This window comes from Epibacterium sp. ABV4_022, assembly GCF_056159345.1.
Genome location: NZ_JBSWVA010000001.1, coordinates 2,781,822 through 2,795,075 on the forward strand (window position 1 = coordinate 2,781,822; position 13,254 = coordinate 2,795,075).

Annotated in this window: 14 protein-coding genes; 8 read left to right on the top strand and 6 right to left on the bottom strand. The window is 63.2% G+C overall.

Features of this window, described 5'->3' with window-relative positions; translation table 11 throughout:
• Window positions 1-155 precede the first annotated feature (155 nt).
• Window positions 156-812 (bottom strand): ceramidase domain-containing protein, encoded by a 657-nt coding sequence (locus tag ACXAF5_RS13185; RefSeq protein ID WP_474946926.1) that lies wholly within the window; start codon window positions 810-812, stop codon window positions 156-158.
• Between the two features lie 78 nt (window positions 813-890).
• Here ACXAF5_RS13185 and ACXAF5_RS13190 point away from each other — a divergent pair, with 78 nt between their 5' ends.
• Window positions 891-1,583: a metal-dependent hydrolase gene (locus ACXAF5_RS13190; RefSeq protein WP_474946927.1), complete on the top strand. Its 693-nt coding sequence runs from the start codon at window positions 891-893 to the stop codon at window positions 1,581-1,583.
• Window positions 1,583-2,752: a M24 family metallopeptidase gene (locus ACXAF5_RS13195; protein ID WP_474946928.1), complete on the top strand. Its 1,170-nt coding sequence runs from the start codon at window positions 1,583-1,585 to the stop codon at window positions 2,750-2,752. The genes ACXAF5_RS13190 and ACXAF5_RS13195 overlap by 1 nt, the downstream gene beginning before the upstream one ends.
• Window positions 2,753-3,007: 255 nt before the next feature.
• Here ACXAF5_RS13195 and ACXAF5_RS13200 read toward each other — a convergent pair whose 3' ends face one another.
• From ACXAF5_RS13200 to ACXAF5_RS13220, 5 genes are all read right to left on the bottom strand, one after another.
• On the bottom strand, window positions 3,008-3,610 hold the full coding sequence (locus ACXAF5_RS13200) for a DNA-3-methyladenine glycosylase I (protein ID WP_474946929.1): 603 nt from the start codon (window positions 3,608-3,610) through the stop codon (window positions 3,008-3,010).
• The gene (locus ACXAF5_RS13205; RefSeq protein WP_474947833.1) at window positions 3,607-3,894 is read right to left on the bottom strand and encodes a YciI family protein; all 288 of its coding nucleotides are present in this window, start codon (window positions 3,892-3,894) and stop codon (window positions 3,607-3,609) included. Before ACXAF5_RS13205 ends, ACXAF5_RS13200 begins: the two co-directional genes overlap by 4 nt.
• A gap of 23 nt (window positions 3,895-3,917) precedes the next feature.
• Entirely contained in the window at window positions 3,918-4,499 is a 582-nt protein-coding gene (locus tag ACXAF5_RS13210) for a TetR/AcrR family transcriptional regulator (RefSeq protein WP_474946930.1), read from the bottom strand.
• 87 nt (window positions 4,500-4,586) lie between these two features.
• On the bottom strand, window positions 4,587-5,408 hold the full coding sequence (locus ACXAF5_RS13215; protein WP_474946931.1) for an aminoglycoside phosphotransferase family protein: 822 nt from the start codon (window positions 5,406-5,408) through the stop codon (window positions 4,587-4,589).
• Window positions 5,405-5,857 carry a nucleoside deaminase gene (locus ACXAF5_RS13220; RefSeq protein WP_474947834.1) on the bottom strand — a complete coding sequence of 151 codons (453 nt, stop codon included), beginning with the start codon at window positions 5,855-5,857 and terminating at the stop codon, window positions 5,405-5,407. The genes ACXAF5_RS13215 and ACXAF5_RS13220 overlap by 4 nt, the downstream gene beginning before the upstream one ends.
• A 102-nt stretch (window positions 5,858-5,959) precedes the next feature.
• On the opposite strand from ACXAF5_RS13220, the gene ACXAF5_RS13225 reads away from it, so the two are divergent.
• The 6 genes from ACXAF5_RS13225 (at window position 5,960) to ACXAF5_RS13250 (ending at window position 13,120) form a co-directional block, all read left to right on the top strand.
• On the top strand, window positions 5,960-7,123 hold the full coding sequence (locus tag ACXAF5_RS13225; RefSeq protein WP_474946932.1) for a pseudouridine synthase: 1,164 nt from the start codon (window positions 5,960-5,962) through the stop codon (window positions 7,121-7,123).
• Window positions 7,124-7,287: 164 nt separating this feature from the next.
• Window positions 7,288-8,196 carry a 5-bromo-4-chloroindolyl phosphate hydrolysis family protein gene (locus ACXAF5_RS13230; RefSeq protein ID WP_474946933.1) on the top strand — a complete coding sequence of 303 codons (909 nt, stop codon included), beginning with the start codon at window positions 7,288-7,290 and terminating at the stop codon, window positions 8,194-8,196.
• Between the two features lie 22 nt (window positions 8,197-8,218).
• Window positions 8,219-9,409, top strand: a complete 1,191-nt coding sequence (locus ACXAF5_RS13235) for a toxic anion resistance protein (protein ID WP_474946934.1) — start codon at window positions 8,219-8,221, stop codon at window positions 9,407-9,409.
• Window positions 9,410-9,419: 10 nt separating this feature from the next.
• Window positions 9,420-10,373, top strand: a complete 954-nt coding sequence (locus tag ACXAF5_RS13240; RefSeq protein WP_474946935.1) for a DUF2927 domain-containing protein — start codon at window positions 9,420-9,422, stop codon at window positions 10,371-10,373.
• Between the two features lie 314 nt (window positions 10,374-10,687).
• Entirely contained in the window at window positions 10,688-11,878 is a 1,191-nt protein-coding gene (locus ACXAF5_RS13245; RefSeq protein ID WP_474946936.1) for an SPFH domain-containing protein, read from the top strand.
• A 138-nt stretch (window positions 11,879-12,016) separates the two neighbouring features.
• A complete protein-coding gene (locus tag ACXAF5_RS13250) occupies window positions 12,017-13,120 on the top strand; it encodes a TFIIB-type zinc finger domain-containing protein (RefSeq protein ID WP_474947835.1) in 1,104 nt (367 codons plus the stop codon).
• Window positions 13,121-13,254 lie beyond the last annotated feature (134 nt).

Genomic DNA, 13,254 nt, shown 5'->3' on the forward strand with positions numbered 1-13,254 from the left:
CAAATCCCAGCGCCGACTGAGGTGTTTCGCATCGGGCTGTGCCCGATGCGACCCGCGCGCGGACAGCACAGCTGTCCGCGCGCGCTCGGCCCAACGGATCGCAAGGCCCCAAAGGGGCATGAGAGCGGGCGGGAGCGCTGCCCCTGCGTCTGCGTTCAGCCCTGTGCGCGCTGGTGGCGGAGATAGACCTCGATCATCCAGCCGAGCATCGCCGCATTCAGCAGATGCCAGAGAAAATGCGTGCCGGACGGGAACGCGCCGCAGACCGGCAGATCCGTCGTTCGAAACACCAGGGACAGGATCAACAGTCCGGCTCCGACAAGGAACCCGCGTGATACCGCAGGCAAGCGCTGGCGCAGCGCAATGCCGTAAATCAGGATCAGCAGCGGTACCGGCGCGTAGCCTGCGGATCCTCCGATCCAGCTTACCTGCGCAAAGACGCTGCCCGCCAAGGCCGCATAGGGAAGAAACATCGCCGTTGCGCCGAACGCCCAGACAGACGGCAAGCGCAGCACATCCCGGTGCACGGCAAACAGATAGGTCAGTATGAACAGGGCGATCGGCAGCACATCCGCAAGCGCGGCCCAGGCCTGCGCAACGGTGTGAAACAGTCCGCTGCCAATCCCGATCGCCGCCATCAGCAGGCAGAGCACCCGCGCCATGACCCGCCCTTGTCCTGCACCTCCGGTGCGCTGCCACATGATCCCCGCAACGATCACAAAGGCCAGGTTGGTCACCGCATTCAGCGGCTCCGCCCAGAGGCCGGGGCCAAGGCGCTCACAATAGGCGTCAATCTCTTGCGTCAGATCCATGGATTTTTCCTGATCCCCTGATAGGGTCGCGATAAAGACACTCCAAACACCTCATATATAGACTGCGGGGAAACGCTCATGAAACTGATCTGGCTTGGTCATGGCGGCTTTCGTCTGGAAACCGGCGAGACCACCCTCCTCATCGACCCCTGGTTGACCGGCAATCCGATGCTGGAAGAAAGCCAGCACGCCGCCGCCACCAAAGGGGCCACCCATATCCTGCTGACCCACGCGCATTTCGACCATGTGGCGGATGTACTCGGCCTTGCCAGACATCTTTCGATCCCGATCATCGGCCAATATGACCTGATGGGCTTTTGGGGCGAAACCGAGGGCGTGGAAACCGTGGGCTTCAACAAGGGCGGCACGGTCGATGTGGGCGAGACCCGCGTGTCGATGGTGCCCGCGTCGCATTCCAACACGTTTTCCACCCGCGACGGGCTGCGCACCGCCGGCAGCGAAGTGGGCTATATGATCCGCGCCGAGGGACAGACGATCTATGTCTCGGGGGACACCGACATCATGGCCGATATGGACTGGATGGGAGACTACTACAGGCCCGACATCGGCATCCTGTCGGCTGGTGGCCATTTCACCATGGACATGAAGGCCGCCGCCTATGCCGCCAAGCGCTATTTTGCCTTCAAAACGGTCATTCCCTGCCACTATCGCACATTTCCATTGCTGGAACAGAGCGCACAGGACTTGATTGACGGGCTTCCCGGCGTCAACGTCATCGAGCCACAGGTAATGAAAGACATCGAGTTCTAATGCCCGCCAACGATTTTACCACCACCGAATACGCCCGCAGACTGGAAAAGACCCGCCGCGCCATGGCAGCACAGGGCCTTAAAACACTGGTGATCTGCGATCCTTCCAACATGGCATGGCTCACCGGCTACGACGGCTGGAGCTTTTACGTCCCGCAGGCGGTGATTCTTCATGAGAACGGCATGCCGATGTGGTGGGGCCGCACCCAGGACAAGCCCGGCGCCGCACTGACCACCTGGCTGGAGGCCGATCATCTCTTTGACTGGCCCGAAGAACACGTCCAGCATCCCGATCATCACCCGTTTGACTCGCTGGTGGATCTGCTGCGCGAATATGGCTGGACCGAGGCCATCGGCGTGGAGATGGACAACTACTATTACTCCGCCCGCAGCCATGAGATTCTGGAGACCGCCTTTGGCCGCGATGCCTTTGCGGATGCCACGGGCCTTGTGAACTGGCAACGCGCTGTCAAAAGCGAACAGGAACTGCAACTGATGCAGGCGGCAGGCAAGCTCTCGGCGCATATGCACGGGGTGCTGCGGGCCGAGTTCAACGAAGGCATTGCCAAGAACGCGCTGGTGGCTCGGGTGCAGGCCGCGGGCATCGAGGGTCTGCCGCTTCTGGCCGGGGATTATCCGGCAATCTCCCCCATCGCGCCCTCGGGCATAGAGGCCTCCGCCTCGCATATCACCTGGAATGACCGCCCGCTCGCCCCCGGCGAGGCGACCTATTTCGAGATCTCGGGCTGCGTGCGCCGCTATCATTGCCCGATCAGCCGCACCCTGTTCCTCGGCAGCCCGCCAGAGGACATCCGCCGCGGGGAAAAGGCAATCCTGCAAGCGATCGAAGATACATTCGCGGTCGCCAAACCCGGTGTCACCTGCGAAGAGGTCGCCGCCTGCGTCTATGAGAGCTTTGGCCGCGCGGGCTACATCAAGGGCAACCGCACCGGCTATCCGGTCGGCCTCAGCTACCCGCCGGATTGGGGCGAGCGCACCATGTCGCTGCGTCCAGGCGATACCACCAAGCTCGAAGAAAACATGACGTTCCACCTGATGCCGGGTCTGTGGACCCCGGACTGGGGGATGGCGATCACAGAGACATTTGTGGTGACCCCAAATGGCGGCGAAGCTCTGGTCGATGTGCCGCGCGAAATCGTGGTGAAATAACCCTGCCCCTCACAGGTCGGCTTCACAGGCAGGCGGGTGACCTCCCGCCCGTCAGCGCGGTTTATAAAAAACCACGCTTCCCGTTGGGCCAAGCGCCGCGCGCCCGAAGGGCGCGCGGCGCGGGTCGCTTTGGGCGAAGCCCAAAGCGAAATCCCTCAAACCCGGCAGTCGCATGGTAAACCCCCGTTTTTGCGGGGGCTGTCGTAAATTTACGCGGCCATCTGCAGTTTCAGGCCAATGGTCACAGGCCAATCGTCAGAGAGGAACTGAAAACGCCCGGCGCGCCTCAGTCGCCAGCGGGCGACAATAGCAGCCCTCGGCGTGATCGTTGACCAGCCCCATCGCCTGCATGAAGGCAAAACAGGTGGTTGGTCCGACGAATTTCCAGCCCCGTTTTTTCAAGTCCTTCGACAGCGCCACGGACTCTGGGCAGGTGGAAACGGTCTGCGGCTCTGGGGGTGTCTTGACCTCGTAACGCCAGAAGAATGCGGCCAGAGATCCCTCGCTGGCTTCCAGATCGACTGCGCGCGCGGCATTATTGATGACCGCCTCGATCTTGCCGCGATGACGGATGATGCCCGCGTCCTGCAACAATGCGGCGACGTTCTCCGGGCCATACCCCGCCATCCTGTGATAGTCGAAGCCGTCGAAGGCGGCGCGGAAGTTCTCGCGTTTTGACAGGATGGTGCGCCAACTGAGGCCGGACTGGAAACTCTCCAGACAGATCTTCTCAAACAGCCGCCGGTCGTCCCCCACCGGAAAGCCCCACTCCGCATCGTGGTAGGCATCAAACTCCGGTGCCGTGGCCGACCAAGCACAGCGCTGCCGGCCATCCGTGCTCGTGACAACGCGGCTCATGCGGCTACCTTCAGGAACCCCAGCCGCGCATCGGTGCGCGCGGGCGTAAATCCGGTGATCTCAGCCGTGACAATTCCCTCCTGCACAAAAGGGTCTGCCGCCACCCGCGCCTCCAGGGCGTCGCGATCTTCGCCGTAAGCAAGGATCGCGCCCCCTGCGCCATCGTCCAAAGAGCCCGCCGCAAGGAAAATCCCATCGGAAAACCCCTGCGCCAGCCATGCTTTATGCGCCTCCATAGCGTCTCCGGCGCGGGTCTTCTCTTCGGCGAATTTTAAAAAGATCACAAACAAAGCGACCCTCCCTCCCTTTATGAATAATCTGTGGGTTGCGCCGCGATTTGCTGCGCCACCCAATCCGTCATCTGCGCGACCTCCGCCTCGATCAGCGTCTCGTCGCCAAAGGCCTGTGCCAGCGCTGCGACGCCCTGACTGCGGCCCATCAGATGCGTGGCGAGCGCCTTGGCGTCGCGTTCCACACCGGCGCTGCGAAATTGCACCGCGAGCCAGTCTATGAAGAGTGTGAACAGCTCCGCCGCACGCGCGTGGGCGATGTGTTCAAGCTTTGAAAGCTCGCTCATCAATGTGCCCACCGGGCAGCCCCATGACATGATCTTGGCGCGGTTGCGGATCAGGATGCGGATGAAACAGGTGATGCGTGCCAGCGGCGTGTCGCCCTCGGCGTCCCACGCGGTCAGCATCGCGGCTGTGCGCGACAGGCGCAGGTCGATCACCGCATCCAGAATCTCGTCCTTGGTCTTGAAATGATAGTAGAAATTGCCGCGCGACAGCCCCAGGGGCGCGGCAATATCGGCCAGCGAGGTGGCCTCATACCCACGCTCATAAAACAGCACATCGGCCTGTTCGACGATCCGCTCTCTCGTACTGGGCATCGCCACTTCATCCTCGGCTGAGACATAACACAGGCGCGAATATGACCATTAGGTCACTTGTCCTAATGCCTAGTTAGGACAAGTGACCTAATCCGGCAAGCCCTTTTCAGCCACCCTCAGCATTTGACGTAACAAGGCACGCTCTCTTGGGGCCTCCTGCCCGGACCAGAGCATTGAGAGCAACAGCTTGGCGATGGCCCATCTGAGCTGCTCCTGTGCGCCACCCGCCACACGCCCCCAAGTGATCGCGCGGTGCCGGATCACCTGCGCATCCGCTGCAAAAGCGTGACACCCGCGCGGATGGCGGAACGCATTGGCCAGTTCATACGCCCGCGGCCCCGCCAATCCCTTGGCATCAAAAGCCCGCAGCCCCTGCGCCGTGTGAATGATGTTATCGTGATGGAGATCACCGTGCAGGGCGACGACCTCAACCGCGCCGCGCTGCATCTGATCCAGGCAGGTCCACGCTATCTCCTGCGCCTCACGCGCATCAGACGCGGTAAAACAGGCATCCTGCAACGGCGCCATGATTTCGGCCACCGACAGCAGCCCATCTGCGGAAACCTCTGCTGCAAACAACCGTGCAGCCACCTCGGTCAACCCGCGATCCGCAGCCTCCGGGTCCTGTCTGCGCGCCATTTCCCCAAGCGATGGCCCCTGAAGCCACTCCATCACCACTGCATCTGTTGACCGCGCAAATACTCGAACGACCCCGGCACCCTCGACACGCTCCATATAGGCTAAGCCACTGGTTTCATTTCCCATATGCCCGGCGGGATAGTATTTCAGCGCTGCCTGCGTGCCAGTTTGCTGCTGCACCCGCCAGACCTTGGCGCGCGTGGTTTCAGTGACCAGTTCCGGCGCACTCAGTCCGAAGCGGCGCAACAGGTCTGTGGGGGGCAGGCTCATCCGCGCCGTTTCGCAAAAAAGGCCCTCAACAACGCTTCTGACTGTGGTGCGGAAAACCCGTCATAAACCTCAGGCACATGGTGCGCTTGCGGGTGATCGAACACGCAGGCCCCGTGGGCCACGCCACCGGATTTCGGATCAGACGCGCCGTAGTACACCCGCGCGATACGGGCGGCGGCAATGGCAGCGGCACACATGGCGCAGGGCTCCAGCGTCACATAGAGATCATGTCCCGTCAGCCGCTCGCTGCCCAGTGCCGCGCAGCCCGCGCGGATCACTAGCACCTCGGCATGGGCGGTGGGATCGTTGAGTTCACGCGTTCGGTTGCCTGCCCGCGCCACCACCTCGCCCGAGGGGCTGACAAGCACCGCACCCACCGGCACCTCACCGCGCGCAGCGGCGGCCTGCGCCTCTTCCAGCGCCTCTGCCATGAAGGATCGAAACTCCATGTGTGCCATGCCCCTTTCCGTCGTCGTACCGTCCGCACTATCGGCCGCGCACCCCTGCAATGGATGCTTTCGCCGCCCTCGCGAATAGGCTATGGCAGCGCCATGAGCAAGAAAACCCCATCCTCCCCCTCCGCGCATCGCGCAGCCAAAGGCGCCCGGCCACAGGCGAAACCCTCAGCGAAGCCGCGCGGTCCCAAAGCCCCGCAGGCAAGCGCAACAGGGGACGCGCGGCCCTCTGCTGAAGGCGACCGCATTGCCAAGGTGCTCTCGCGCGCCGGCGTGGCTTCGCGCCGTGAGGCGGAGCGGATGATTGCCGAGGGCCGCGTTGCGGTCAACGGCGCGGTGATCGACAGCCCGGCGCTCAATGTGACCGGCAGTGATCGCATCGTGGTGGATGGCAATCCCCTGCCCGAGGCAGAGGCCCCGCGTCTGTGGCTCTATTACAAACCCACCGGTCTGGTGACGACCAATTCGGACGAAAAAGGCCGCAGGACGATCTTTGACGAATTGCCCGAGGATCTGCCGCGGGTGATGACGGTCGGGCGTCTCGACCTCAATTCCGAAGGTCTGCTGCTGTTGACCAACGATGGCGGCGTCAAACGCCAGTTGGAGCTGCCCTCCACCGGCTGGCTGCGCCGCTACCGGGTGCGCATCAATGGCCGACCGCAGGACCATGAATTCGACGTGCTGCGCAAAGGCGTGGTGATCGACGGCGAACGCTTCCAGCCAATGACCGTCAGCCTTGATCGTCAGCAGGGCGCCAACGCCTGGCTCACCATCGGGCTGCGCGAAGGCAAGAACCGCGAAATTCGCCGCGCCATGGAAGAGGTCGGCTACCCGGTGAACCGGCTGCTGCGGATCTCTTACGGGCCTTTCCAACTCGGCACGCTGAAGGAAGGCGAGGTCGAAGAACTGCGCCCGCGCGTGGTGCGTGACCAGCTGGGTCTGGCCGCCCCCGAGGGCGACGGTGAAGCCAAGAAAAAACCCACCCGCCCCGGACGTGGCCCGCGCAATCCCGGCGGAACCCCCGGCGCAAAACCGGCAGGCAAAAGTGGCAGCGCCCCAAAGGGCCGCCCCACGGGCAAAGCGGCTGGCAAGGGCGCGGGCAAGGCTTTTGCTGGCAAGACCTTCTCTGGCAAAACCTTCTCAGGCAAACCGTCCGGAGGCAAACCCGCAGGCGGCGCAGGCGCGGGCAAACCCGGTGGCGCATCCGGCGGCAAATCAGCCCCCGGCCCGCGGCGATTTGGCAAAAAACCGCAGGGCTGAGCCCCCCGAAGCGGACTTCCCCCTAGCAGGCGCGCCTGCAATCCCCTAGGTTTCAATATGTTGGGGAAATCTTGGGGGCCAAAACGGTGCAAACCATCGCCTATGTCGCGTTGCTGATCCTGATGCTGGGCATCGGGACCGGTTGGATCGTCGGGGTCTGACGCATGGCAAAGCGGTTTGGCGGCAAATTCAGCCCTTCAGCTCAGCACTCCACCCGCCCCGATGGGCGCCCCACAGGCAAGTCCCGCATGATGGCCAGCGCACGGGTTAATCCCGTCGGCCTACGTGCGAACCTGATGTTCGTGCCTGCGGCGATACTCATGCTGTTTTCGCTTGGGGCTGGCGCATCCGGTCTGGTGATCGGCCTGATCGGGGCCGGCCTCTGGGCCGCAGCCGCTGTGATGCTGCGCGAAGGGCTCAAGGCGCAAGCCGCCTATGACGCGCGCAAGGTGGCGCGCCGCCCCGCCCTGCCCCGCAAGATCCTTGCCGGTCTGTTGTGCGGCCTCGGCGGCGCGGTGGGCGCGTGGTCCAGCGAACCGGGCGTGATCACCGCCGCGCTTTATGGTGTCGCTTGCCTCGGGCTGCATCTGGCCGCATTCGGCATTGATCCCCTTAGCGACAAGGGCGTCGAGGGCGTCGACGAATTTCAAAGCTCCCGCGTGGCGCGTGTCGTGGATGAGGCCGAAACCCATCTGGCGGCGATGAAAGACGCGGTGCTGCGCGCCAAGGATCGTCAGGTCGAGTTGCGCGTGGACCAGTTTCAGGCGGTGGCGCGCGATCTTTGCCGCACCGTCGAAGAAGACCCGCGCGATCTGACCGCCGCGCGCAAATATCTGACCGTCTATCTGCTTGGTGCGCGGGACGCGACGATCAAGTTTGCCGATATCTTTGCCCGCAGTGGCAATGTCGAGGCGCGCGCGGACTACCTCGCGCTGCTCGACGATCTGGAACAAAATTTCGCCGCCCGGAATGAAAAACTCCTGCTGGAGGACCGGGGCGATCTGAATATTGAAATTGATGTGTTGCGCGCCCGATTGGAGCGCGAAGGCGTCCAACTGGACCGCCCCTCTTAACCTGACAGGAAAGGCCTGGCCCATGTCCGAGACCATTCAGAAGAAAGCTGTGGAAGCCGAAACGCTGGTGAAGGAGGTGACGGATGTTGCCCTGCCCGAGCCCAAAGGCGAGCTTGCCACGCTGGAAGCTGCAGACCCGGAGACCTCCACCGCGATCCGCAAGCGCATTGATGAGATCGACATGGGCGACACCAACTCGATCATCTCCTTCGGCTCTGCCGCGCAGGGCGAATTGCAGCAGATCAGCCAGGCAATGCTCACGGATGTGCGCAACAAGGATGTGGGCCCTGCCGGTGATTCCTTGCGCGATATCGTCACCACCATCCGCGGCTTTTCGGTGTCGGAACTGGACGTGCGCCGCAAACCGACCTTCTGGGAGCGCCTCCTGGGCCGCGCCGCGCCCTTTGCCAAGTTCACCGCCAAATATGAGAGTGTGCAGGGCCAGATCGACAAGATCACCGACAGCCTCCTGGCGCATGAGCACACGCTGCTGAAAGACATCAAGTCGCTTGATGTTCTCTATGAAAAGACGCTGGATTTCTACGACGAACTGGCGCTTTACATCGCGGCCGGTGAAGCCAAGCTGGCCGAGTTGGACGCCACCGAGATCCCCGCGCTGGAGGCCGCAGTTCAGGCTGCGCCAGAGGATGATCAGGTCATCAAAGCACAAGAGCTGCGCGATCTGCGCGCCGCCCGTGACGATCTGGAACGCCGCGTGCATGACCTGAAACTCACCCGTCAGGTGACCATGCAGTCCCTGCCCTCCATTCGCCTGGTGCAGGAAAACGACAAATCGCTGGTCACCAAGATCAACTCCACACTCGTCAACACCGTGCCGCTCTGGGAAACCCAGCTGGCGCAGGCGGTGACCATCCAACGCTCTGCCGAAGCCGCAAATGCGGTACGCGATGCCAACAACCTCACCAATGAGTTGCTGACCGCCAATGCCGCCAACCTGCGCGAGAGCAACAAGGTCATCCGCGAGGAAATGGAGCGCGGCGTCTTTGATATCGAGGCGGTCAAAAAGGCCAATGCCGATCTGATCGGCACCATTGAGGAAAGCCTTCAAATCGCCGACGAGGGCAAACGCAAGCGCGCCGAAGCAGAAACCGAGCTGAAAAAGATGGAAACCGAGCTGCGCGACACATTGGCGGCAGCCAAGGCCCGCAAGGACGGGGTCGGCGACAATGCTGGCACCGCCGTGCCCAAGTGAGCCTGACCGCGTGAACCCTCGCGACAATACCAGCACCGGAGCGCGGCCACTGGGCGCGCTCCTTGCCTTGAGCGCGGCTCTGGCGCTTGGCGGCTGCCTTGCGCTTGCGCCCGGCCCCAAGGATACGCCACGCCCGACCCCGCGCCCAATCAAGCCGGTCTATACCCCATCGGTGGAGGCGCAGACGCTCACCAAATACTATGCCGATCTGGAACAGGACCTGCTCACACGCGGGCTCTTGCGTACGGATGGCGGCGGGCCTGAAACGCCCTATGACGCCGAAGATCTGGCGGAACGTTTTGAAACCCTTGCGTTTTATGATGAATACGCCAGCGTATCTGACGGCGGTGCCGGGGGCATGGGACGCTGGGAACAGCCTGTGCAGCTGGTGCCGGTCTTTGGCCCCTCGGTGACCAAAGCGCAGGCCGAGAAGGACCGCGCCACCCTCACCGCCTATGCCGCGCGACTGGCCCGGATCACCGGGCATCCGGTCACGGTCGGCACCAGCGGCAACTTCACCGTGATCTTTGCCGGCATCGACGATGCCGACTTTGTCGAGGATAAGGTGCGCCGCCTGCTGCCCAACCTGTCCCCGGGTGACCTCGCGCTGTTTGCAACCCCACCACGGAAATTCTATTGCCTCGTCTCCGCCGGGGGGCCACAGCGTGATCCGCTGAATTATGCCCGCGGCGTGGCGCTGATCCGGGCCGAACAGCCGGACCTGATGCGCGAGAGCTGTATCCACGAGGAAATCGCCCAGGGCCTTGGCCTGCGCAACGACAGCCCAAAGGCACGGCCCTCGATCTTTAACGACGACGATGAGTTTGCCCGCCTGACCAGCCATGACGAGAAACTGTTGCAGATGCTCTATGACCGCCGGTTGCGTGTCGGCATGAGCGCGGCGGAGGCCCGTCCCATCGTTCAGCGCATCGCACGAGAGGTCATGGGAGGCCCAGGGACCTGACATGGATCACGCGTATTGCCACTTACCCCCCGTGGCGACAACCGGCGTGCGCGCCTATATACTGAGGACGCAGCCGGGCCGGGGTATGAACACGCAGCCGGGCGTTCGGGACTGTTATCGTGGCATGGGGTCTGCCCCATCGCGTTTTGGAACACGGAGAAGGAGGCACACCATGGCGGCACAATCGCGCATGCTGCGAAATGACGGGCACCCGCTGCAAGCCCTTTACGCCGGTTGGGTCTCCGCTGAGACACATCCCTCCGCCCTTTCTGTCATCCGCACACCAACCTCCGCAAACCAAAGAAGGTCAGCTCATGGGTATTTTTGACTTCCTCAAAGGCGAATTCATCGACGTCATCCATTGGACCGATGACACCCGCGACACCATGGTCATGCGGTTCGAGCGCGAAGGCCATGCGATCAAATACGGTGCCAAGCTGACGGTCCGCGAAGGTCAGGCGGCGGTGTTTGTGCATGAAGGCCAGCTGGCGGATGTGTTTACGCCCGGGCTTTATATGCTCGAAACCAACAACATGCCGGTGATGACGACGCTGCAACACTGGGACCACGGTTTCCAGTCGCCTTTTAAGTCTGAGATCTACTTTGTCGCGACGACGCGGTTCAATGACCTCAAATGGGGCACCAAGAACCCGATCATGTGCCGCGACCCGGAATTCGGCCCGGTGCGCCTGCGCGCCTTTGGCACCTATTCGGTGCGGGTGGTGGATCCGGCGCGGTTCCTCACCGAGATTGTCGGCACCGATGGTGAGTTCACCATGGACGAGATCTCTTACCAGATCCGCAATATCATCGTGCAGGAGTTCTCTCGCGCGATTGCAAGCTCCGGCATTCCGGTGCTTGATATGGCCGCCAACACCGCCGATCTGGGCAAGCTGGTCGCCGCCGAAATCGGCCCCGTCGTGGCAGAATACGGCCTCTCGATCCCTGAGCTTTACGTGGAGAACATCTCCCTGCCGCCAGCGGTGGAGCAGGCGATGGACAAGCGCACCCAGATGGGCATCATCGGCGATCTGGGCCGCTATACGCAGTTCAAGGCCGCCGAAGCGATGGAAGCCGCCGCCACGACCCCCAACAGCGGCATGGGCGCCGGCCTCGGCATGGGGATGGGCATGGCGATGGCACAGCAGATGGGGCAGACCTTGCAACACGCGCAGTCCCCGGCGGCAGCGGGTCAGACCTCCGGTCCCTGGGGCGCACGGCCCGCACCCGCTGCCTCGCAAGCGCCCGCGCAGGCCGCACCGATGGCCCCGCCGCCACCGCCGGTGGAACATGTCTGGCACATTGCGGAAAACGGTCAGACCTCCGGCCCCTACTCCAAGGCCCGCATGGGACGCATGGCCCAGGAAGGCCAGCTTACCCGCGACACCCATGTCTGGACACCGGGTCAGGACGGCTGGATGCGCGCTGGCGACGTGACCGAACTGGCACAGCTGTTCACCATCCTGCCCCCGCCTCCGCCGCCGCCACCGCCTGCGGGCAGCTGAACCTCGCGCCGCAAGGCTCAAAGGTCGGGCGCGCTGACGCCCGGCCTCTCTGATCTGCGCCCGATCCCCTTCCCGTGACCAAACCTGTGTTCAAAGAGCCCGCTTGACGTGACCCAGACACCGCCGCCCCCGCCCGCAATGGACGCAGCCCCGCAACAGGCCGAGGAAACCCATCGTTTTCCCTGCGAGCAATGTGGTGCGGACTACCGTTTTGCCCCCGCCGAGGGCGCGCTGATCTGCGATCACTGCGGTCACCAGAAAGACCTGGTTGAAAGCCCATGGGGCGGAAGCGCGCTGAAGGAGCTCGATTTCCTCAAGGCCCTGCGCGAACAGCTTCCCGCTGCCGAGATGGAAGTGACGCGCGTCTCCTCCTGCCCCAATTGCGCGGCACAAGTGGAGTTCGACCCCTCGGTGCATGCGCTGGAGTGCCCCTTCTGCGCGACCCCGGTGGTGGCGGACACCGGCGAGAATCGCCATATCAAACCCAAGGGCGTGCTGCCCTTTCAATTTGACGAACGCGCCGCGCATCAGGCGATGGAGGACTGGCTCGGCGGGCTGTGGTTCGCGCCCAACGGCCTCAAGGACTACGCCCGCAAAGGGCGCAAGATGGATGGGATCTATGTCCCCTACTGGACCTATGACGCCCAGACCCGCAGCCAATACACCGGCCAGCGCGGCACGGAATACACGGTCAACCGCACCGTGATGGTCGATGGCAAACCGCAGGTGCGCACCGAAATCCGCGTGCGCTGGTCGAATGTGCGCGGGCGCGTGCAGCGGTTCTTTGACGACGTATTGGTGCTCGCCTCCAAAAGCCTGCCGCGCAAATATACCGAAGGGCTGGAGCCCTGGGATCTGTCGCAGCTTGCGCCCTATCAGCCAAAGTATCTGGCCGGGTTCCGAGCCGAAGCCTACACAGTCGACCTTGAGACAGGCTTTGCCGATGCGCGCCAGAAAATGGACCGGGTCATCGAACGCGACATCAAATTCGACATTGGCGGCGACCGCCAGCGGATCAGTTCGGTCGATACCGACGTCAGCGCGGTGACCTTCAAACATGTGCTGCTGCCGGTCTGGATGGCGGCCTACAAATACCGCGGCCAAAGCTATCGCTTTGTGGTCAATGGCCAATCCGGCCGCGTGCAGGGCGAACGCCCCTATTCCGCGTGGAAGATCGCCGGTGCCGTGGTGCTCGGCCTGATCGTCGCGGCGGGCGTGGCCTATCTCGCATCGCAAAGCTGACCCCCAGCCGCCCCGGCCGGCGCAGGGCCCACAACCGGACACATCCGCTCCGCCCCCGTCTTGGGCGCGCGCGCCTTGTCATGTCCGCTGCGAATCCGACAGCATCCCCGAGGTTGGGTGCCGAGCTTCGGATC

Excerpts from the sequence above, each read along its gene's own strand:
- ACXAF5_RS13185 (WP_474946926.1), bottom strand. The coding sequence starts at position 812 with ATGGATCTGACGCAAGAGATTGACGCCTATTGTGAGCGCCTTGGCCCC.
- ACXAF5_RS13190 (WP_474946927.1), top strand. The coding sequence starts at position 891 with ATGAAACTGATCTGGCTTGGTCATGGCGGCTTTCGTCTGGAAACCGGC.
- ACXAF5_RS13195 (WP_474946928.1), top strand. The coding sequence starts at position 1,583 with ATGCCCGCCAACGATTTTACCACCACCGAATACGCCCGCAGACTGGAA.
- ACXAF5_RS13200 (WP_474946929.1), bottom strand. The coding sequence starts at position 3,610 with ATGAGCCGCGTTGTCACGAGCACGGATGGCCGGCAGCGCTGTGCTTGG.
- ACXAF5_RS13210 (WP_474946930.1), bottom strand. The coding sequence starts at position 4,499 with ATGCCCAGTACGAGAGAGCGGATCGTCGAACAGGCCGATGTGCTGTTT.
- ACXAF5_RS13215 (WP_474946931.1), bottom strand. The coding sequence starts at position 5,408 with ATGAGCCTGCCCCCCACAGACCTGTTGCGCCGCTTCGGACTGAGTGCG.
- ACXAF5_RS13220 (WP_474947834.1), bottom strand. The coding sequence starts at position 5,857 with ATGGAGTTTCGATCCTTCATGGCAGAGGCGCTGGAAGAGGCGCAGGCC.
- ACXAF5_RS13225 (WP_474946932.1), top strand. The coding sequence starts at position 5,960 with ATGAGCAAGAAAACCCCATCCTCCCCCTCCGCGCATCGCGCAGCCAAA.
- ACXAF5_RS13230 (WP_474946933.1), top strand. The coding sequence starts at position 7,288 with ATGGCAAAGCGGTTTGGCGGCAAATTCAGCCCTTCAGCTCAGCACTCC.
- ACXAF5_RS13235 (WP_474946934.1), top strand. The coding sequence starts at position 8,219 with ATGTCCGAGACCATTCAGAAGAAAGCTGTGGAAGCCGAAACGCTGGTG.
- ACXAF5_RS13245 (WP_474946936.1), top strand. The coding sequence starts at position 10,688 with ATGGGTATTTTTGACTTCCTCAAAGGCGAATTCATCGACGTCATCCAT.
- ACXAF5_RS13250 (WP_474947835.1), top strand. The coding sequence starts at position 12,017 with ATGGACGCAGCCCCGCAACAGGCCGAGGAAACCCATCGTTTTCCCTGC.